The organism is Janthinobacterium tructae (assembly GCF_006517255.1).
In the GTDB taxonomy this organism is placed as follows: domain Bacteria; phylum Pseudomonadota; class Gammaproteobacteria; order Burkholderiales; family Burkholderiaceae_D; genus Janthinobacterium; species Janthinobacterium tructae.
Genome location: NZ_CP041185.1, coordinates 2,047,014 through 2,067,195, shown reverse-complemented (window position 1 = coordinate 2,067,195; position 20,182 = coordinate 2,047,014). Strand labels below are relative to the sequence as shown.

At 62.4% G+C, this 20,182-nt stretch carries 20 protein-coding genes; 9 read left to right on the top strand and 11 right to left on the bottom strand.

Annotation, left to right across the window (positions count from 1 at the left end):
• Window positions 1-2: 2 nt before the first annotated feature.
• The 3 genes from FJQ89_RS09025 (at window position 3) to FJQ89_RS09015 (ending at window position 5,476) form a co-directional block, all read left to right on the top strand.
• A complete protein-coding gene (locus tag FJQ89_RS09025; protein ID WP_141169934.1) occupies window positions 3-3,203 on the top strand; it encodes an efflux RND transporter permease subunit in 3,201 nt (1,066 codons plus the stop codon).
• 44 nt (window positions 3,204-3,247) lie between these two features.
• The gene (locus tag FJQ89_RS09020) at window positions 3,248-4,690 is read left to right on the top strand and encodes an efflux transporter outer membrane subunit (protein WP_243136561.1); all 1,443 of its coding nucleotides are present in this window, start codon (window positions 3,248-3,250) and stop codon (window positions 4,688-4,690) included.
• A 228-nt stretch (window positions 4,691-4,918) separates the two neighbouring features.
• Window positions 4,919-5,476 carry a fasciclin domain-containing protein gene (locus FJQ89_RS09015; RefSeq protein WP_205704589.1) on the top strand — a complete coding sequence of 186 codons (558 nt, stop codon included), beginning with the start codon at window positions 4,919-4,921 and terminating at the stop codon, window positions 5,474-5,476.
• Window positions 5,477-5,543: 67 nt separating this feature from the next.
• On the opposite strand, the gene FJQ89_RS09010 is transcribed toward FJQ89_RS09015, so the two are convergent.
• The 6 genes from FJQ89_RS09010 to FJQ89_RS08985 all read right to left on the bottom strand — a co-directional run bounded on the left by FJQ89_RS09010 (window position 5,544) and on the right by FJQ89_RS08985 (window position 8,270).
• On the bottom strand, window positions 5,544-5,807 hold the full coding sequence (locus tag FJQ89_RS09010; RefSeq protein WP_046684064.1) for a hypothetical protein: 264 nt from the start codon (window positions 5,805-5,807) through the stop codon (window positions 5,544-5,546).
• Window positions 5,808-5,849: 42 nt separating this feature from the next.
• Window positions 5,850-6,209 carry a hypothetical protein gene (locus tag FJQ89_RS09005; protein ID WP_141169932.1) on the bottom strand — a complete coding sequence of 120 codons (360 nt, stop codon included), beginning with the start codon at window positions 6,207-6,209 and terminating at the stop codon, window positions 5,850-5,852.
• Window positions 6,210-6,324: 115 nt separating this feature from the next.
• Window positions 6,325-6,798, bottom strand: coding sequence for a serine hydrolase (locus FJQ89_RS09000; RefSeq protein ID WP_141169931.1), 474 nt, complete (start codon window positions 6,796-6,798; stop codon window positions 6,325-6,327).
• A gap of 210 nt (window positions 6,799-7,008) precedes the next feature.
• Entirely contained in the window at window positions 7,009-7,341 is a 333-nt protein-coding gene (locus FJQ89_RS08995; RefSeq protein WP_141169930.1) for a hypothetical protein, read from the bottom strand.
• A 41-nt stretch (window positions 7,342-7,382) separates the two neighbouring features.
• The gene (locus FJQ89_RS08990; RefSeq protein ID WP_141169929.1) at window positions 7,383-7,730 is read right to left on the bottom strand and encodes a hypothetical protein; all 348 of its coding nucleotides are present in this window, start codon (window positions 7,728-7,730) and stop codon (window positions 7,383-7,385) included.
• 222 nt (window positions 7,731-7,952) lie between these two features.
• Window positions 7,953-8,270, bottom strand: a complete 318-nt coding sequence (locus FJQ89_RS08985) for a hypothetical protein (protein ID WP_141169928.1) — start codon at window positions 8,268-8,270, stop codon at window positions 7,953-7,955.
• Window positions 8,271-8,482: 212 nt separating this feature from the next.
• Here FJQ89_RS08985 and ligD point away from each other — a divergent pair, with 212 nt between their 5' ends.
• Window positions 8,483-10,972, top strand: coding sequence for a DNA ligase D (gene ligD / locus FJQ89_RS08980; protein ID WP_141169927.1), 2,490 nt, complete (start codon window positions 8,483-8,485; stop codon window positions 10,970-10,972).
• Here ligD and FJQ89_RS08975 read toward each other — a convergent pair.
• From FJQ89_RS08975 to FJQ89_RS08965, 3 genes are all read right to left on the bottom strand, one after another.
• A complete protein-coding gene (locus tag FJQ89_RS08975; RefSeq protein ID WP_168208417.1) occupies window positions 10,956-13,268 on the bottom strand; it encodes a PAS domain S-box protein in 2,313 nt (770 codons plus the stop codon). The two genes, ligD and FJQ89_RS08975, sit on opposite strands and share 17 nt — an antisense overlap.
• Window positions 13,269-13,389: 121 nt before the next feature.
• A complete protein-coding gene (gene ku, locus FJQ89_RS08970) occupies window positions 13,390-14,265 on the bottom strand; it encodes a non-homologous end joining protein Ku (RefSeq protein WP_141169926.1) in 876 nt (291 codons plus the stop codon).
• A 3-nt stretch (window positions 14,266-14,268) separates the two neighbouring features.
• Window positions 14,269-15,255 carry an SDR family oxidoreductase gene (locus FJQ89_RS08965; protein ID WP_141169925.1) on the bottom strand — a complete coding sequence of 329 codons (987 nt, stop codon included), beginning with the start codon at window positions 15,253-15,255 and terminating at the stop codon, window positions 14,269-14,271.
• A gap of 125 nt (window positions 15,256-15,380) precedes the next feature.
• Between FJQ89_RS08965 and FJQ89_RS08960 the strand changes: the two genes are divergently transcribed.
• From FJQ89_RS08960 to FJQ89_RS28010, 5 genes are all read left to right on the top strand, one after another.
• Window positions 15,381-15,950: a TetR/AcrR family transcriptional regulator gene (locus tag FJQ89_RS08960; protein ID WP_141169924.1), complete on the top strand. Its 570-nt coding sequence runs from the start codon at window positions 15,381-15,383 to the stop codon at window positions 15,948-15,950.
• A gap of 66 nt (window positions 15,951-16,016) precedes the next feature.
• Window positions 16,017-17,657, top strand: a complete 1,641-nt coding sequence (locus tag FJQ89_RS08955; RefSeq protein ID WP_141169923.1) for a SulP family inorganic anion transporter — start codon at window positions 16,017-16,019, stop codon at window positions 17,655-17,657.
• Window positions 17,654-18,043: an Imm1 family immunity protein gene (locus FJQ89_RS08950; protein WP_141169922.1), complete on the top strand. Its 390-nt coding sequence runs from the start codon at window positions 17,654-17,656 to the stop codon at window positions 18,041-18,043. Before FJQ89_RS08955 ends, FJQ89_RS08950 begins: the two co-directional genes overlap by 4 nt.
• Window position 18,044: 1 nt before the next feature.
• Complete coding sequence (locus tag FJQ89_RS08945; RefSeq protein ID WP_141169921.1) at window positions 18,045-18,326, top strand: hypothetical protein; 282 nt, start codon at window positions 18,045-18,047, stop codon at window positions 18,324-18,326.
• Window positions 18,323-18,496 carry a hypothetical protein gene (locus FJQ89_RS28010; protein ID WP_168208416.1) on the top strand — a complete coding sequence of 58 codons (174 nt, stop codon included), beginning with the start codon at window positions 18,323-18,325 and terminating at the stop codon, window positions 18,494-18,496. Before FJQ89_RS08945 ends, FJQ89_RS28010 begins: the two co-directional genes overlap by 4 nt.
• A gap of 4 nt (window positions 18,497-18,500) precedes the next feature.
• On the opposite strand, the gene FJQ89_RS08940 is transcribed toward FJQ89_RS28010, so the two are convergent.
• Both FJQ89_RS08940 and FJQ89_RS28005 read right to left on the bottom strand, forming a co-directional pair.
• Window positions 18,501-18,980, bottom strand: a complete 480-nt coding sequence (locus tag FJQ89_RS08940) for a GNAT family N-acetyltransferase (RefSeq protein ID WP_141169920.1) — start codon at window positions 18,978-18,980, stop codon at window positions 18,501-18,503.
• A gap of 72 nt (window positions 18,981-19,052) precedes the next feature.
• Window positions 19,053-20,180 (bottom strand): T6SS immunity protein Tli4 family protein, encoded by a 1,128-nt coding sequence (locus FJQ89_RS28005; RefSeq protein ID WP_243136486.1) that lies wholly within the window; start codon window positions 20,178-20,180, stop codon window positions 19,053-19,055.
• Window positions 20,181-20,182 lie beyond the last annotated feature (2 nt).

Below are 20,182 nucleotides of genomic sequence, written 5' to 3'. Positions count from 1 at the left end.
ACATGAATTTTTCCCGCTTTTTCATCGACAAGCCGATTTTCGCGGCGGTGCTGTCGATCGTCATATTCGTGGCCGGGCTGCTGTCGATATTCGGCCTGCCCATCTCCGAATATCCCGACGTCGTGCCGCCATCGGTGGTGGTGCGCGCGCAATACCCGGGCGCCAACCCGAAAGTGATCGCCGAAACCGTGGCCGCGCCGCTCGAAGAGCAGATCAACGGCGTCGAGAACATGCTCTACATGTCCTCGCAAAACACCTCCGATGGTTCGATGATGCTGACCGTGACCTTCAAGATCGGCACCAACGTCGAGCAGGCCGAGACGCAGGTGCAGAACCGCGTGCAGCGCGCCTTGCCGCGCCTGCCAGAGGAAGTGCGCCAGATCGGCGTGACGACGGTGAAATCGTCGCCGAATCTGACCATGGTGGTGCACCTGGTCTCGCCCAACAAGCGCTATGACGACATGTACTTGCGTAACTACGCGGTGCTGAACGTCAAGGATCAATTGGCCCGTCTGCCCGGCATGGGCGATATCCAGATCTTCGGCGCGGGCGACTATGCCATGCGCATCTGGCTCGACCCGCAAAAGGTGGCGGCGCGCGGCATGACGGCCAATGATGTCGTCGACGCGATTCGCGAGCAGAACGTGCAGGTGGCCGCCGGCGTGATCGGCGCATCGCCGGCGAAAAATTCGCCGTTCCAGCTGACCGTCAATACCCAGGGCCGTCTGCAGACGCCCGAGGAATTCGGCGCGATCATCGTGCGCACGAATGCCGACGGCGCCATCACGCACCTGAAAGACGTGGCGCGCGTGGAAATGGGCGCCAACAGCTACTCGCTGCGTTCGCTGCTGAACAATAATCCGGCCGTCGGCATGGGTATTTTCGAAGCCCCGAATGCCAACGCGCTGCAATTGTCGTCCGACGTGCGCGCCAAGATGGACGAACTGAAAAAAGACTTCCCGCAAGGCGTGGAATACCGCATCGAGTACGACCCGACGCAGTTCGTGCGCTCGTCCATCGAAGCCGTGATCCATACCCTGCTGGAAGCCATCGCCCTGGTGGTGCTGGTGGTGATCATCTTCCTGCAAACCTGGCGCGCCTCGATCATTCCGCTCTTGGCCGTTCCCGTGTCGATCGTCGGTACCTTTGCCGTGATGCTGGGCTTTGGCTTCTCGATCAACACCTTGTCGCTGTTCGGCCTCGTGCTGGCCATCGGTATTGTTGTCGATGACGCCATCGTGGTGGTGGAAAACGTCGAGCGCAACATCGAGGAAGGCCTCTCGCCGCGCGACGCCACCATCCAGGCCATGAAAGAGGTCAGCGGTCCTATCGTCGCCATCGCCCTGGTGCTGTGCGCCGTGTTCGTGCCGATCGCCTTCGTGCCCGGCCTGTCGGGCGAGTTCTATCGCCAGTTCGCGCTGACCATCGCCATTTCGACGGTGATCTCCGCTTTCAGCTCGCTGACCCTGGCGCCGGCCCTGTCGGCCGCGCTGCTGAAACCGCACGATGCGCCGAAGGATGCGCTGACGCGCGGCATGGACATGGTCTTCGGCCGCTTCTTCGCCTGGTTCAACCGCTTCTTTGGCCGCGCTTCGCACCGTTATGAAGCGGGCGTGAAGGGTGTATTGGGCCGCAAGAGCGCCTCGCTGGGCGTGTATGCGCTGCTGGTCGTTGCCGCCATCTTCACCTTCAAGTCCGTGCCGGCCGGCTTCGTGCCAGCGCAGGACAAGCAATACCTGGTGGGCTTTGCGCAATTGCCCGACGCCGCTTCGCTGGACCGCACGGAAGATGTCGTGCGCCGCATGTCCGACGTCATCAAATCGGTGCCCGGCGTCGAATCGACCATCGCCTTCCCCGGCCTGTCGATCAACGACTTTACCAATGCGCCGAACGCCGGTATCGTCTTCGCCACCCTGAAGCCGTTCGACGAACGCACTACCAAGGAGCTGTCCGGCGGCGCCATCGCGGCCGAGATCAACAAGCGCCTGGGCGGTATCCAGGACGCCTTCATCATGGTCTTCCCGCCACCGCCGGTCAACGGCCTCGGTACCATCGGCGGCTTCAAGATGATGATCGAAGACCGCGGCAACCTCGGTTACGACGCGCTGTACAACGCCACCCAGGCGCTGGCCGCCAAGGCCTACCAGACGCCGGAACTGGCGGGCGTGTTCTCGGGCTACCAGATCAACGTGCCGCAGCTGTTCGCCGATGTCGACCGCGTGAAGGCCAAGCAGATGGGCGTGCCGCTGGCGACCATCTACCAGACCTTGCAGATCAACCTCGGTTCGCTGTACGTGAATGACTTCAACCAGTTTGGCCGCACCTACCAGGTGCGCGTGCAGGCCGATGCCGCGTTCCGTTCGCATGCGCAGGATATCGCGCAGCTGAAGGTGCGTAGTAACAAAGGCGAAATGATCCCGCTGTCGTCGTTGATGCGTGTCAAGGACAGCTATGGTCCGGACCGCGTGCAGCGCTACAACGCCTACGCCGCAGCCGATTTCAATGGCGGCGCCGCCCCTGGCGTATCGAGTGGCCAGGCGCAAGCCGCGCTGGAACGCATCGCCAAGGAAGTGCTGCCGCAAGGGATTTCGTATGAATGGACGGAGCTGACCTACCAGGACATCTTGTCCGGCAATACGATGATCTATGTCTTCCCGCTGTGCGTGCTGCTGGTGTTCCTGGTGCTGGCCGCCCAGTACGAAAGCTGGACCCTGCCGCTGGCCGTGATCCTGATCGTGCCGATGTCGATCCTCTGCGCGCTCCTTGGCGTGAAACTGACCGGTGGCGACAACAATGTGTTCACCCAGATCGCGCTGTTCGTGCTGGTGGGGCTGGCGTCGAAGAATGCGATCCTGATCGTGGAATTTGCCCGCGAACTGGAAGAGCATGGCCGCAGCGTCGTGCAAGCGGCGCTGGAAGCGTGCCGTCTGCGTCTGCGTCCGATCCTGATGACGTCGATCGCCTTCATCATGGGCGTGGTGCCCCTGGTGTTCTCGCACGGCGCCGGTTCGGAAATGCGCCATGCGATGGGCGTGGCGGTATTTGCCGGCATGCTGGGCGTGACCTTCTTCGGCCTGTTCCTGACGCCCGTGTTCTACGTACTGCTGCGCACCCTGGCGCAGCGTTTTGAGAAAAAACCAGCCGTCGCTGTCGCCAAGCCTGTCGCCGCGCCAGCGCTGGACCTGGAAGGAGATATATATTGAAAACCAATGCAATCATCCGGCGCGCAGCACCCGTCTTGAGCGCCATGGCCGCCGCAGTCCTGCTGGCCGCCTGCGCGGCGCCGGAGTTCAAGCAGCCGCAGATCGAGACGCCCACGGCGTTCAAGGAAGCGCAAGCGCCTGCCGTGCAGACGGCGGCCGATGGCACGCGCTGGAAGCAGGGCGTGCCAGCCGAGCGCCAGGCGCGCGGCGAATGGTGGCTGGCCTTCAATGATCCGGCCTTGACTGGCCTGATCAGCGAAGCCACGCAGGCGAATGCCAACCTGGCGGTGGCCGCCGCCCGCGTCAAGCAGGCGAGGGCGATTGCCGGTATCGCCGAAGCGGACCGCATCCCGCAAGTGGGCGTCAACGTGGGCGGCCAGCGCAACCGCGCCTCCGCCGTGTCGCTCGGCTTGCCGAACGGCGCACCGGTGGCGGCGACCAATGTCTACCAGGCGAACCTGACGGCAAGCTACGAAGTCGATCTGTTCGGCAGGGTGGCGGCCAACGTCAGCGCCTCGCGCAGCGATGCGCTGGCCGTGGAAGCGACCTACCGTTCCGTGCTGTTGTCGCTGCAGGCTGACGTGGCGCAGACGTATTTCCAGTTGCGCGCCACGGACGCCGAACTGGCGACCCTCGAACAGACGGTGCGCCTGCGTGAAGAAAGCGTGCATGTGAACCAGCGCCGCTATGACCTGGGCGACATCGGCGAATTCGATCTGTCGCGTGCCCGCACGGAGCTGTCGACGGTGCGCGCCGAAGCCATCGGCCTGCAGCGCCAGCGCGCCACCGGCGAGCATGCGCTGGCCGTCCTGCTGGGCAAACCGGCCGCCAGCTTCACGGCGGGCGTCAACCCCTTGCAGGACAGCGGCTTCCTGCCCGTGATCCCGGCCGGCATGCCGTCGTCCCTGCTGGAGCGCCGTCCCGACATCGCATCGGCGCAGCGCACCATGGAAGCGTCGAATGCGCGCATCGGCGTGGCGAAATCGGCCATGTTCCCGGCCTTGAGCCTGAACGCGTCCGGTGGCGGCGCGTCCGATACCTTTTCGGATATCTTCAAGTGGAGCAGCCGCTCCTGGCTGCTGGGCGCCCTGATGTCGATGCCGATCATCGACGGTGGCCGCAACAAGGCGGCCGTGAGCCGCAGCGAAGCGCAGCTGGAAGAGTCGGTGGCGACGTATCGCCAGAGCGTGCTGGTGGCCTTCGCCGAGGTGGAAGACAACCTTGCCGGCCTGCGCATCCTGTCGGGCCAGACGCAGCAGATCGACGAAGCCGTCGTCTCGGCGCGCCGCTCGGCCGACCTGGCGCAAAAGCTGTACGACGCGGGCCGTTCCAGCTACCTCGATCTGCTCGATGCGCAGCGCAACCTGGCGGCCATCGAACGCAATGCCGTGCAGCTGCGCGGTAACCGCGCCGTCACCACGGTGGCGCTGATCCGCGCCCTGGGCGGCGGCTGGGGCGAGACGGAGCCGCAGGTGGCGGCCAACTAGTTTCCCGGCACCGCGGGCTGGATCAATCCGGCCCGCGGCAAGGGATGCCTATCGGGAACGGCGTCGTGCGCTTGCACGGCGCCGTTTTTTTATATGCGGGGACGTTGACGCAGCGTAGGTCGGCTTGGCGCGCAGCGCGTAAGCCGACAATCAGTTGAATCCGTTTGCCGACAGACCGCGTAAGTACTCCTGCAATCATGCAAACGCAGTCAACCAGGAGATATCATCATGCGCACCTTCATCCCTGCAGCATTGTTCCTCACTTCCATGCTGGCCGCCAGCGCCCCTTTTGCCGCCGACATGAGCACCATGGTGGGGGGGCAGAGCATGTATCCGTCCAAGGATATCGTCGATAACGCCGTCAATTCGGCCGACCACACGACCCTGGTCGCCGCCGTCAAGGCGGCAGGCCTGGTCGATACCCTGAAAGGCAAGGGGCCGTTTACCGTGTTCGCGCCGACGAATGCGGCGTTTGGCAAACTGCCGGCCGGCACCGTCGAGACCCTGGTCAAGCCGGAAAACAAGGCGACCCTGACGAAAATCCTCACCTACCACGTTGTGCCCGGCAAATACGACTTCAAGGCGCTGGCCAGGGAAATCAAGATGCACGACGGGAAAGCCACTTTGCCCACGGCCAGCGGGGGCAAGCTGATGTTCGCCATGAACGGCATGCACAATATCGTCGTGATGGACGAGGGCGGCAACAGCGCCAACATCAGCACCTATGATGTGTACCAGTCGAATGGCGTGATCAATGTCATTGACACGGTGCTGATGCCGAAATAAGCGAACAAAAAAGCAGACGAAAAAAAAGACAGGGTAACCCCTGTCTTTTTGGCTGGTACAGCCGCGATTACTTGGCTGGCGCAGCTGGCGTTGCCGGTACTGCTGGTTCCGCAGGCGCTGCCTTGTCGGCCGGCGCGGCTTTCTTTGCCTTGTGATGCTTGGCTTTCTTGTGCGCAGCCGGCTTGACGGCTGCTGCCGGTGCTTCGGCCTTGACGACTGGGGCGACGACAGGAATCGGTGCTACTGGCGCGACTGGCGCGACGGCTGGCGTCTGGGCGAAAGCGGCGGTGGCGAACAGGCTGGCGATCAGGGTGGCGATAACTTTTTTCATTTTAAGATCCTTGGTATATGTGGTCAGTCAGGTGTGTCGGAATTACTTGGCAGGAGCCGGAGCTGGTGCAGCGGCGGTGGCCGATGCCAGCTTTTCGTCAGCCTGGGCTTTGGTTTTCTTGGCTTTGTGATGGGCCTTGGCTTTCGTGGTGGCTGCTTCCGCTTTGGCGCTGGCAACGTCCGTTTTGGCGGCGACGACTGCTTTCGCTTCTTTTGCATCCGCTTTGACGACCGTTTGCGCTTCCTTGGCGTCCGCTTTCACGACAGCCTTGGTATGGGCCGCTTCCACTTTGGCGGGAACCGAGGCTGCTGCGGTAGCATGCGCTGCCGGAGCTGCGGGCGTTTGAGCGAAGGCAGCGGTTGCGAACAGGCCGGCGATCAGGGTAGCAATTACTTTTTTCATGGTGCAGTCCTCGGTGGTGGTTTGTCTGGTATGTCTGTTGGTGCCGGGATGATTCCCGTGTCACTGAGCATAAAACGCGCCCCCGGACGCTTGCGTTGACGGTCATTACAAACGCTTACATCTGCGTTGCATCCGCCTTCAGGATGGCTTTGAGGATGTCTTCCGAACGGCGCTGCCCATAACCCTTGCCATACGCGCTCGATGCGATGCTGATCACCATGCGGCGCGCCGGTATCACATAGATCTTGTTGCCGCCATTGCCCGCAGGGCTGCCAGCCACTTCGGGCCAATACTCGCCCACCGTTTTTGTTGTCGACAACTGGCCCCGCGCCATTGCCGCGCCCAGCAGCAGCGCGGTGATGCTCTTGCCTGCCGAACGGATGTCGTGCAGGGCGTCGGCCGTCTCGCCGTTGTAATAGCGTTCGGCGACGATGGCGCCCTCGCGCAGCACGACGACGGCGCGCAAGTCGCCATGGCTGTCGCCGTCCTGGGCTTGCAGGGCTTGCTCCAGAGTGGCGGGGGTGTCTTGCGTGCTGGCGGCGCAAGACAGGCACAGGGCGGCAATCAGGAGCAAGGGCAGGTGGCGCATGGGCTGGGCTTCGTGGCAATAGTCGGAGCGGTGTCCCTCATGTGCGTTGCTTTGTCGCGCGCAAGCTGGCCTGTTCGATGAGGTTTGCATGAAGGCGCAGTGCAAGAGGCCACATGCAAAAAGGACAGCCGAAGCTGTCCCTGGTAGTGCAGGCGAAGTGGCCACGTTAGCGCAGACCCGGCGGACGCGCTCCCGTGACGATGTTCGTGCTTACTTTGCCGGTGTGGCAGCAACTGCTGCGTCTGCTTTGGTGGCATCCGCTTTCACTTTGGCTTTGCTGGCCTTGTGGTGGGCCTTGGCCTTGGTGGCTTTGGCATCGGCCTTGGCGCTGGCGACATCGGCTTTCGCATCGGCGGCGACAACCGCTTCTTTCGCGTCGGCTTTCACGACTGCCTTGGTTTCCTTGGCTTCTGCCTTGGCCACGGCTTTCGTGTGGGCCGCTTCCGCCTTGGCCGGAGCCGAGGCTGCCGGGGCGGCAGGGGTTTGGGCGAAGGCTGCGGTAGCGAACAGGCTGGCGACGAGGGTGGCGATAACTTTTTTCATTTTATTTTCCTGGCGAGTGGTAAGTGATGGTGTGTCGATGATTACTTGGCTACTGCTGGTGCTGGAACAGGTGTAGGTGCTGCAGCGGTGGCCGAAGCCAGTTTTGCATCGGCCTTGGCCTTGGTGTGCTTGGCTTTGTGATGCGCCTTGGCTTTGGTGACCGTTGCTTCCGTTTTGGCGCTGGCCACTTCCGTCTTGGCGGCGACGACGGCTTTCGCTTCTTTGGCATCGGCTTTCACGACGGCTTGCGCTTCCTTGGCGTCGGCTTTCACGACAGCCTTGGTGTGGGCCGCTTCCACTTTGGCGGGCGCTGCTGGGGCTGCAGGCGTTTGGGCAAAGGCAGCGGTAGCGAACAGGCCGGCGATCAGGGTAACAATTGCTTTTTTCATGGTGCAGTCCTCAGTGGTGGTTTGTCTGGTATGTCTGTTGGTGGCGGGATGATTCCCGTCTCACTGAGCATAAAACGCGCCCCGGAAGGTTGCCGTTGACCTTGTTTACACTTTCTTACAATCAGGTGTTTTAAAAGACGTTGCTGCATGATGTGGTGGTGAAAATGAAAAAAGACAGCCGAAGCTGTCTTTTTGAGTGGCGTGGAAAACGCGCGGAACTGATTATTTGGCTGCTGCTGCGGTCGCTTCAGTTTTGGCTTCGTCAGCCTTGGCCTTGGCTTTTTTCGCTTTGTGATGGGCTTTGGCCTTGGTGGCTTTCGCGTCAGCCTTGGCGCTGGCGACATCGGCTTTGGCGTCTGCAGCGACGACGGCTTCTTTCGCATCGGCTTTCACGACGGCCTTGGTTTCTTTTGCTTCTGCTTTGGCCACTTCCTTGGTGTGCTTGGCTTCGGCCTTGGCCGGCGCTGCTGGTGCTGGGGTTTGAGCAAAGGCTGCGGTAGCGAACAAGCCGGCGATCAGAGTAGCGATTACTTTTTTCATGGTGCAGTTCCTCGAGAAGTGGGTTGTAGTTCAGGAGATGCATTTCCCCTGTCACTGAGCCAAAAACGCGCCGTGCGGCAATACCGTTGACAGGTTTTTTGGGTAATTACAAACACTTACATTTGCCCGGGCAGGCACTCTGTTAGCTGGCGTACCGCGCTACGCCAAGCGGCGGCCTAGACTCGATGCCATCCTCACCGCATGGGTCCGCCATGAAAGCCGCCTTGAAAACCTATCAAGCCAAGCGCAATTTCGCCGTCACGCCCGAGCCGGCAGGTGGCGGCGAGGACGCGGGCGAGGTGCTCACCTTCGTCATCCAGAAGCACTGGGCCAGCCGTTTGCACTATGATTTTCGCCTGGAACTCGATGGCACGCTGAAAAGCTGGGCCGTGCCGAAAGGGCCCAGCTACGACCCGCGCGACAAGCGCATGGCGGTGCAGGTGGAAGACCATCCCCTGGCCTACGCCAGTTTTGAAGGCACGATCCCGGAAAAACAGTATGGCGCGGGCAAGGTCATCATCTGGGACAAGGGCAGATGGCAAGCGCAGGCGGCCACGCCGGACGCACGCGCCGCGCTGGCGGCCGGCGAACTGAAATTCACCCTGCATGGCCACAAGATGCAGGGCAACTGGGTGCTGGTGCGCATGAAGGGCAAAGGAGATAAGCGCAGCGAAAAGCAGCCGGCCTGGCTGCTGATCAAGGAAAAAGACGCGTTTGCCCGGCCGGCACTGGAATTTTCTGTCGTGGACGAATTCCCCGACAGCGTCAGGAACAAGGCCCTGCCCAGGCGCAAGGTGGCTGCCGCGCCGCCGGATGCCGATTTACCCGCCACCCTGTCGCCCCAGCTGGCCACCCTCGTCGATACGCCGCCGCCAGATGCGCAAGACTGGATCTTCGAGGCGAAATTTGACGGCTATCGCATCCTTGCACGTTGCGATGGCGAACAGGTCAGCCTGATGACGCGCAATGGCAATGACTGGACGGCGAAACTGCCGAAGCTGCGGCAGGCGCTGGAACAGATGGGCTTGCCGCCAGGCTGGTATGACGGTGAAATCGTCGTCAACGATGCCAGCGGTCACCCTGACTTCGGTGCCTTGCAGCGCGCGTTCGATGCGCAAACGACCAGCGCCATCGTGTATTACCTGTTCGACGTGGCATATTTCGATGGCCACGATGTGCGGAGCCAGAGCGTCGAGGCGCGCAGGGCTCTGCTGCAGGGGCTGCTGGAACAATCGCCCGCCTCGCCGCTGGTGCGTTTCAGCGAGGCGCTCGATGCTGCGCCGCAGCAGTTGCTGGCCCATGCTTGCCGCCTGGGGCTGGAAGGGGTGATCGGCAAGCGGCGCGGCTCGCCCTACGTTACGCGGCGTTCCGGCGACTGGATCAAGCTTAAATGCGGGCTGCGCCAGGAATTCGTCATCGGCGGCTATACGGCGCCGCAGGGCGCGCGTGAAGGCATCGGTTCGCTGCTGCTGGGCGTGCACGATGCGCAGGGCAAGCTGCGCTACGCGGGCAATGTGGGCAGCGGCTTTGATGATGCCGCCTTGCGCGACTTGCGCCGCCGCCTCGACGCACTCACCATTGATACGAGTCCGTTTGCGGGCAAGGCGGGCGGCTTGCGCCGGCCCATCTGGGTCAAGCCGCAACTGGTGGCCGAGGTCGGCTTTGCGCAATGGACCAGTAGCGGTGCCGTGCGCCATGCCGTGTTTCACGGTTTGCGCGAAGATAAAAAACCGGCCGCCATCGTGCGCGAGCGGGCACAGCGGATCGACAGGGAGACGACGATGCAGAAGCAAGCCACGCCGGACAGCGTCTTGCCGGCCAGTTTCAAGGTCAGCCATGCAGACCGGGTGATCGACAAGGACAGCGGCGCGCGCAAGATCGATCTGGTGCGCTATTACGCGTTGGTGGGCAAGCTGATGCTCGTGCACTTGCGGGGCCGGCCCGTGTCGCTGGTGCGCGCGCCGGCCGGCGTGGGCGGTGAGCTGTTTTTCCAGAAGCATGCCGATACCGCGACCATGCCGGGTGTCAAACAACTCGATCCCGGCCTCGATCCCGAGCATGCCGCCATGCTGGAAGTTGCCAGCGTACAGGGTCTGTTGTCGGCGGCGCAGTGGAATGTGGTGGAGTTTCACACGCAAAACGCGCTGGCCAGCGCCTACGACACGCCGAACCGTATGGTGTTCGACCTGGATCCGGGCAAGGGCGTGGCCTGGCCCGCCATCCGCGAAGCGGCCATGCTGTTGCGCGCCTTCCTGACGGAGCTGGGGCTGCCCGCCTGGCTGAAAACCAGCGGCGGCAAGGGCTTGCATGTGGTCGTGCCGATCCGCCCGAAATACGACTGGGACACGGTCAAGGCGTTTTCGCAAGCCATCGTGGCGCACATGGCGCAGCAGATACCGGCGCGTTTTGTCGTCAAGAGCGGTCCCGCCAACCGCGTCGGCAAGATCTTCATCGACTATTTGCGCAACGGACGGGGCGCCACCACCGTGTGCGCATGGTCGGCCCGCACGCGCTCCGGGCTGGGCATTTCCGTGCCGCTGGCCTGGGAAGAGCTCGACAAACTGAAGGCGGGCGATCAATGGACGGTGAGCAACGTCCACAGCCGCCTCGACGTGGGCAATGCGCCCTGGGCCGGCTATGCGCGCAGCGCCAGGGGCATCGATGGGGCCATGCAGAAACTGGGTTTCACTGTGGCGGCCTGAGCGGCAGGCTGGCGCGCGCCAGTTGCAGGGCTTCGTCGATGGCAGCGTTGAGCTGGGGAATCTCGACGGGTTTGGTCAGGTAGCGGAAAAAGCCCGCAGCCAGGCCGTGGCGGATGTCGCCCTTCATGGCATTGGCCGTCAGCGCGATGACGGGGATGTGCGCCGTGCGCGGATCGTTGCGCAGGATGCGCTGCGCCTGGTTGCCATTCATGCCGGGCAGGTTGATATCCATCAAGATCACATCGGGGCGGCGCTCCAGCGCCAGCGCGATGCCATGGCGCGCGTCGGTGGCCGAGATCATGCGCAGATGGGGCAGGAAGCTGATGATGTCTTCCACCAGCCGCAGGCTGGCCGGATTGTCTTCCACGTACAGCAGCAGGGCCTGGTCGCCGGCATCGTCGGCGGCGTCGCCAGCAGGTTCGGCCAGCCCCTGCGTGTCCAGTGGCATCCTGGCGGGCGGCGCGGCCATGGTGTCGAGTTCGATCCAGAAGACGCTGCCCACGCCGACGCAGCTGTGCACGCCCATGGCGCCACCCATCAGCTCGATCAGGCGCTTGGTGACGACCAGGCCGATGCCCGTGCCTTCCTCACTGCCCGCCTCCTGGCCCAGCCGGTTAAACGGCTGGAATAGTTCGGCCATCTGCGCGTCGTCCAGGCCCTTGCCCGTGTCGCGGATGGCGATGCGCACGCGCTGCGCAGCGGGTTGCGAGATTTCCAGCTCCACCTTGCCGGCCGGGCGGTTGTACTTGATGGCGTTCGATAGCAGGTTCAGCAGCACTTGCTTGAGGCGCGTATGGTCGGCCCTGACGGTCAGTGGCGCGCAGACCGAAAAGACCATCTCGAGCTGGCGCTGCTGCGCCTGCTCTTCCACCATCACGCGCACTTCCTCGATCAGCGCGGGCAGCGCGACCGCTTCGATCGACAGGCTCAGGCTGCCTGACTCGATTTTCGCCAGGTCGAGGATTTCATTGATCAAGGTGAGCAGGTGGCGGCCCGAGGTGACGATGTTTTGCACGAAGGCGCGTTTTTGCTGCACCGTCGCGGGCAGCGATTCGTTGGCCAGCAGCTGGGCAAAACCGAGGATGGCATTGAGTGGCGTGCGCAATTCGTGCGACATGCTGGTGAGAAAGCGGTCCTTTGCCTGGCTGGCCCGCTGCAGTTCGATTTTCTGTTCATTGAGCGTGTGTTCGATGCGCTTGCGTTCCGTGATGTCGCGGATGGCCGACGACACCAGCACGCCTTCGTCCGTTTCCAGCGGCGACAGGCTGATTTCGACGGGAAATTCGGTGCCGTCGCGGCGCAAGCCGTACAGTTCCAGGCCCGCGCCCATGGAGCGGGCGCGCGGCGCCGTGGAAAAGGCTTGCCGGTGTTGCGGATGGTCAATCGCGTAGCGGGCCGGGATCAGCACTTCCACATTGCGTCCCAGCAGCTCCGCGCGCGAATAGCCGAACAGGCGTTCCGTTTGCGAGTTGACGAGCACGATCTCGCCATCGCCATTGACGATGACGATGGCGTCCGGCGCCGATTCGAGCAAGCCGCGAAACTTCTGCTCGGCCCGGCGCCGGTCGCTGACGTCGCGGATGGCGCTGATGACGAAGGTGCCGATCTCGGTCTGGATGGGCGAGAGGCTGATTTCGACGGGGAATTCGACGTTGTCCTTGCGTAAACCCAGCAATTCCAGGTCGGCGCCCATGGTGCGCGTACGGGGCTGGTCGAAATAGCGCGCGCGGTGTCCCACGTGCGCGTGGCGCAGGCGTTGTGGCAACAGGGTATCGATTTGCCTGCCGCTCAATTCGCCTTCCGCATAGCCGAACAGGCGCTGCGCCTGTTGGTTGGCCAGCACGATGGCGCCGGTGGCATTGACCATGATGACGCTGTCCGGCGTCGATTCGAACAGCACCCGGTAGCGCACGTCGACGAACTGGGCGTCGCGCGCCGCCTTCAGCAAGGTCGTGTCCTTCATGGTGGAAATCAGGTAGCAGGGGGCATCCGGCGTGGCGCGGGCGGTCTGGCAGGCCACATCGACGTAGATGAGTTCGCCATCCTTGCGCCGCCGCAGCGATTCACGGTCATAGCTGCCATGCAGCGCCAGCTGCTCGTCGATCAGCGGAGCCGCTTCGGCCTGTCCCGGCAGCGAGATCAGTTCCCACAGCGTGCGGCCCAGCGCCTCATCGCTGGCATAGCCGAAGATGCGCTGCGCGCCGATGGTCCAGCGCACGACGACATGCTCTTCATTGGTGATGACAACGCCGCCAGGGGCGCCACTGAGGATAAGCTGATCTAACTCGGCATCCATTGTTTTCCCGCACGCATGACAGGGCTTGCCGGACGGCAGGCTGTGTACATACGCTAGCGAGAAGCCTGATCAAAGTCAATGCATTTATATGGTTGACTATTTTCGCTGGCCGGGATGGGCATCAGGCCGTCTTGCGTCTGGCTGGCGGCGGATTCCGGGAGGTGGACGAGGCCGCGCGCTTGCGGGCGGGCACGGCGGGCGCCTTCTTGCCCAGACTTTGCTGCAGCAGGGCGACCAGGTCGATCACGTTGCTGCCGTGCTCTTCTTGCGGTTCCGGCGCGGGCGCGGTGATGGTCTTGGTCTGTTTCGCCTTGATTTTCTTCTTGACCAGCGCCAGCACGTCCTCGCGGTAGCTGTCGTGGTATTGCCCGGGGTGCCACGTTTCGCTCATGCCTTCCACCAGCGACAGGGCCATCTTGAGTTCCTTGTCGGTAATGCCCGCCGCCTTCAGGGTACTGCCGGGCAAGTCCAGGTCCTCCGTGGGGCGCAGCTCATCGGCGTAGCGCAGGGTGTTGAGCACGATGGCGTCGCCGACGCAGACGAGCGCGCACAAATGCTGCTTGGTGCGCATGACTATGCTGGCGATAGCCACTTTATCGACCTTGCGCAAGGTTTCGCGCAGCAGCGCATAGACTTTCTCGCCGCCCTTGGCGGGCAGCAGGTAATACGGGTGTGCATAAAAGGTCAGCGGCACCTCGACCGCATCGACAAAGGTGTCGATGGCGATGGTTTGCGTGGCCTTCACATTCGCCTGTTTCAAGTCTTCTTCGGACAGCACCACGTACTCATCCGCCTTGTATTCATAGCCCTTGATGATGTCGTCCCACTCGACTTCCTTGCCCGTGCGCTTGTTGTAGCGCTTGTAGCCGATGGGCGCGAAGTCGCGCCGGTCCAGCATGGACAGGTCCAATTCATGGTCGAGGCTGGCTGAAATCAGCTCGACGGGGATGTGCACGAGGCCAAAGCTGATGGCGCCTCTCCATAGTGCGCGCGCCATGGCCTAGTTCCCCACGCTGCCGGTGACGGGCAGGATGATGCCCGTGATGTAGCTGGAACAGGCGGGCGAGGCCAGGAAGACGTAGGCGGGCGATAGTTCCTCGGGCTGGGCCGGGCGGCGCATGTCCGTGTCGGCGCCGAATTTCGCGATGTCCTCGGGCGACTTGTCGGCCGGGTTGAGCGGCGTCCAGACGGGCCCCGGTGCGATGGCGTTGACGCGGATGCCCTTGTCGAGCAGATTGCCGGCCAGCGCCATGGTGAACGCATGGATGGCGCCCTTGGTGGTGGAATAATCGAGCAAGTGCCTGGAACCGTGCAAACCCGTCACAGACCCCGTGTTGATGATGGATGCACCGCGCTGCAAATGGGGCAACACGGCCTTGGCCATGTGAAAGTAACCGTAGACATTGGTTTTCATGGTGAGGTCGAAGCGTTCCTCGCTCAGGTCCAGCAAGGACTCCGCGTGTTCCTGGAAGGCGGCGTTGTTGACCAGTATGTCGATGTGCGTGAACCTTTCCAGCACCTGGTTGACGGCTTGCTGGCAAAAGCCCTGCTCGCGCACGTCGCCGGGTATCAACAGGCAGCTCTGGCCTTCCGCTTCCACATAGCGCTTCGTTTCGCTGGCGTCTGCGTGCTCGTTCAGGTAAATGATGACGACATCGGCCCCTTCGCGCGCATACAGCACGGCCACGGCGCGGCCGATGCCCGAATCGCCGCCCGTGATGATGGCCACCATGCCGGCCAGCTTGCCGCTGCCGCAGTAATCGGGCGCCAGGAAGCGGGGTTTCAACGACATCTGCGCTTCGCTGCCGGGCTTGGTCAGGTGCTGGGCGGGCAGGGGCGGGACAGGCTGGCTGCGGTGGCCCGTCTGCACGGGCTGCTTGCTTTCCTTGCCGGCTTTGGCGGCATCGTGCAGCTTGTCGTCCTGATCCTGCTCCTGCTGTATCGTGCGCTGCAAGTGACCGGCGGACTGGTCCTTGTTCTCGTTCATGCTGGCCTCCGTGGAAACGAAACTCCAGTATCGGCGCGGCACTGGCATCGAACGGTGCGCTTGCTAACAGAGTGGCGTAAACGGGTGTAAAATTATATGATGATTAACATCATAGTGGAGGCAGCATGAAAGTGAGCAGGGAACAGGCAGTGCTGAACCGCGAGCGCATCGTGGACGTGGCGGCCAGATTGTTCCGCGAAAAAGGCTACGACGGCATCGGCGTGGCCGACCTGATGAAGAGCGCGGGTCTCACGCATGGCGGCTTCTATGGCCATTTCGCGTCCAAGGAAGACTTGATGATCGAAGCGTGCCAGCATGCCTTGAACAAGTCGCTGGAAGGCTGGCGGGCGAAGGTCGCCAGCGACCCGCAGCGGGCGCTGCCGGCCATTATCAAGAACTATCTGACCACCAGGCATCGCGACCAGCCGGGCAGTGGCTGTCCGGCGACGGCCATGGGCGTCGATGCGGCGCGCATGTCGCCCGGCGCGCGTCCCGCGTTTACGCAAGCCACCCAGCAGCAGTTCGCCTTGCTGCAAGATTTGCTGCCCGACGGCGCACCGGAAGCACGGCGCCAGCAGGCGATCGCCACGTTTGCGGCCATGGTGGGCGCCATGGTGCTGGCCCGTTCCGTCGATGAAGAGGCCCTGTCGGCGGAAATCCTCGACGCCGTGAAGGCACAATTGCTGCAAGAGTAAGTACGTCCCCCTGTCAGCCGGCCGCGTCGCATGATAGGCTTCGGTTTTCAGATTTCGGGATCATTCATGCTGCTCTGGCTCAGGCAATACCGGCGTCCTCTGTTGGCCGGAGACATTACGGCCGGTATCGTTGTCGCCATGATGATGGTGCCGCAGGGTATGGCCTACGCGCTGGTGGCGGGCTTGCCGCCCGTGGTGGGCATTTATGCCAGCATCTTGCCGCCCGTGCTGTACGCCTTGTTCGGCAGCAGCATGACCCAATCGGTGGGCCCCATGGCCATCGTCTCGCTGATGACGGCCGCCGCCCTGGCGCCGCTGGCCGACCCCGGCTCCTCCCTGTATATCGTCCTGGCCGCCCAGCTGGCCTTCATCAGCGGCCTGGTCCTGCTGCTGTGCGGCGTGCTGCGCCTGGGCTTCATGGCCAGCTTTTTGTCGCGCCCCGTGATCAGCGGCTTCAGCAATGGCGCGGCGATCCTGATCATCTGGGGCCAGATCACGCCCTTGCTGGGCGCCAGCCTTCCCCACTGGCACACGCCCAGCCTGGTCCTCGGGCTGTCCGGCCTGCTGTTCCTGTGGCTGGCCAGGCGTTACGCGTCGCGCCTGCTGCAGCGCTGCGGCTTGAACCCGGTGGCGGCCGACGTGGGCGCGCGCCTGGCGCCGATGGCGCTGGTGCTGGCCGGCATCGCGCTTGTCGCCTATGGCGGCCTGGAAGCGATGGGCGTGCAGACGACGGGCCACGTGCCCAGCGGCTTGCCGGGCCTGAACCTGGCCACCTCCGGCGCCCATTGGCGCACCTTGCTATCGCCGGCGCTCTTGATCGCCTTCATCATCTTTTTGATGAGCATGTCCGCCGCCCAGACCCTGGCGCAAAAGCGCGGTGAAAAATTGCATACGAACCGCGAACTGCTGGGCCTGGGCGCGGCCAACGTGGCCAGCGCGCTGTCGGGCGGCTTTCCCGTCACCGGTTCGATTTCCCGCTCGGCCGTCAATTTCCAGGCGGGCGCCAACACGCCGCTGGCCAGCATCATCACGGCGGGCTTGCTGGCGCTGGCGCTGGTGGCACCCACGGGCTGGCTGGCCCTGCTGCCGCTGCCGGTCCTGGCGGCCACCATCATCTTTGCCGTGGCCAGCCTGCTGGACTGGGATACCTTGAAACTGTCGTGGCGCTACGACCGCAGCGATGCGCTGGCCCTGCTGGCGACCACGGCCGGCGTGCTGGTGCTGGGCGTGGAAGCGGGCGTGGTGATCGGCGTGCTGCTGTCGATGGGCACCCTGATCTGGCGCGCCAGCCGCCCGCACATCGCCGTGCTGGGGCGCATTCCGAATAGCGAGCACTTCCGCAACGTGGAGCGCTACGAGGCGCAAACCCTGCCCGACGTCTTGCTGTTGCGCATAGATGCAGGCCTGTTCTTTGGCAATGTGGAAGCCGTCACGGAGCGCGTGGAAGACGAACTGCGCGGCCATCCGACGGCGCGCCACCTGGTGCTGGTGCTGTCGGCCGTCAACCAGATCGACAGCACGGCCTTGCTGGGCTTGATCGAACTCAACAGCGCGCTGAGCAAGCGCGGCATCAGCCTGAACCTGGCCGAAGTGAAGGGCCCCGTGATGGACCGCCTGCGCCAGAGCAGTTTATTGAAAGACCTGAGCGGCAAGCTGTACCTGAGTACGGCGCTGGCGACGGCTGATTTAAGTGGAGAACATGCATGAGGATGGAACTGAATCTGCATGGCGAGCCGCATGTGATGGATAGCCTCCTTGCGCTGGAACAGGCGCTGACCGAGGCGCGCGCGCTGGCGCAGTGCGAACTGTGGCTGACCCTGGCGACTGATGCGGAGCAGGGTCCGGCCCTGTGCATGCTGCGCAATGGCGGCAACGCCTGGCTGATGTATCTGTCGGGGCAGGACGACCTGAGTTTTCACTCGCTGGGCGACGAGGAGGCAGACGGCGTTTGCAGTTACCTGCTGGCGAATGGCCAGGTGGACGAGTATCCGGAAGCGTGGTGCGTGGAGGTGGAACAATGCCAGCGGGCTTGCATCGCGTTTTTCAGGTCAGGCGGCGCGCGGCCGGCCGGCATCGCGTGGGAGGCGGATTGATATGCTGCAAACCACGCAAACCGTCATCGCCGATATCGACAATGAATTGCTGGCCGCGCTGGACGCCAGGGCAGGTTTATTGACGCTGCGCGCTATCTTGCTGCGCTACCACGCCAGCGGCGTGACGGCGGCGCAGGTGGCAGCCTTGCTGCAGGAACTGCGCCCGTCTATGCAGGACGGCGCGCAGGAGGGGCCGCTGGAAGACGTGATACTGGACGCCCTCGACATGGTGACGGGCTGGTGCTCGCCGCAGCTGCGGGTGTGGGACGAACAAGTCATATGAATCATCAGGACGAACGCCTCGACGCCTGGTACGACGGCTCGGCCATCTGCCTGATCGCCGTCGGCGCGCACGGCGACCCGCTGGATCTGGGCGACGACGAAGTGCGCGCGCTGATCGCGAAGCTGCAGCAATGTCTGGCCGAATCCGAAGCTGCTGCGACAGACGACTGACGGCTCAGGCGGCCGCCAGCACCTTTTCCATCGCCACGCTGGCCAGGCTGATGCCGCTCGGATGCGCATACGCTTCCTCGCGCAAGGCAACAAAACCGGCGGCGCGGTAAAACGGCACGGCGTTGAGCGACGCGGACAGGTGCAGGCGGACTATACCGCGCCCGCGCGCCAGCGGCTCCAGCGCCGCCAGCAAGCGCTTGCCGATGCCCAGACCCGCGCGCGCCGGATCGACAAACACGGCATCGACTTCGTGCTTATCTACATCCAGCATGGCGTAGCCGGCAATGGACTCGCCCTGCATCGCCACGATGCCGCCGCCGGCAACCAGCATGGCGGCATACGCGTCCGGCACGGGAGAGGCCGTCCACACGGCGATCTGATCCGGTGCATAGTGCGTGGCACAACCGACGCGCACGGCCACCGTGCGCAGGGCCCACAGGGCGTCGATGTCAAGGGGCAGGGCGGGGCGCAGGGTGATGGGCATGGAAGCTTCCCAGGCAAAAGGAGCATGCTAGCGCAATGGCTGGCATGGCGCCAGCATGAGCTAATCCAGCCGTCACTGCGCCGGCTTGTCCGGATCGATATAGTAGGAACCGGGAGGCGCTCCCGGCACCTTCACCCGGAACTTCAGACCGGACAACAGCTTGTCCCACAAGGCGATGGCCTCTTCGTCGCTCAACGACGCGGCTTCGGCGGCACCGACCATGTTGTGGGCGACTTTGGTGTACATGGATGCTTCCAATACCGCTGGATAGGCGATATCGCGCGGCGTACCCACCAGCGTCCATTCGAAATCGTGCACGCCATCGGTACGCCGTATCAACGATTCCTCGCCATGCCAGTGCTGCACGTCACGCTTGCCCTCGCGTAGCAGAGTACGAGGAGGGTAGTTCTTGCCTTGCTGGTCTTTTGCTTCCTGGATACGAGCAAGTAATGATAATTTCCCACGTACTTTTGCATCATATTCGGCAGGAGGATAGTCACCGTAGGCATTTTTATTCGCAGTGATGGAAAAAGTCACGTCTGGAAAGCTGGGGAAATACAAGCCTGCATCCGCCATTTCCTGACTATCATATTTGTTGTCGCTCATGAAACCATTTTTGACGCAATAACCAGGTTCCTTGGGAACTTCATTTTCATCACGCAAACGTAAATTATTAGCGCGGACCATTTGATTTCGTTTTGAGTCTGCTATTGTTTCCCATTTTCTTGTTGATCCATCAAGAATAAATATATAGTTTCCTTTTATGATGTATGTCTTGAATATTAAACGGTCATCTTCCTTGGAAAATTTCCCATCATAATATTGAAGTTGCCAGCTATTTTCTACTGGACCTTTTTCATTGTATATAATTTCAGAGTTTGGGTCATTTTTTCTTATTTTTTCAATTTCTTCTGCTATGCGTTCGTTTTTTTCTGTTATTCCGCCTGGTATGCTCTTGATTTCCGAAAGAATTGTTGTTCCTCCTGATATGAGTTGTGCTTCTTGCGGAACCTCTAGGGCATAGCGCCCGAAGCATACAATTTTTGTTTTTAAAAAGAGAACTTCCAGACGTTTGCTAAGTTTGACATTCCCAAGCATTATGGTCTCCTTGTCTGCATTTTTTTTCGCGTGGGCGGATAGGAAAGCCATCGCAATAACTGTGATCGTGAGGAAAATTATTTTCTTTATCTTATTATTCATGG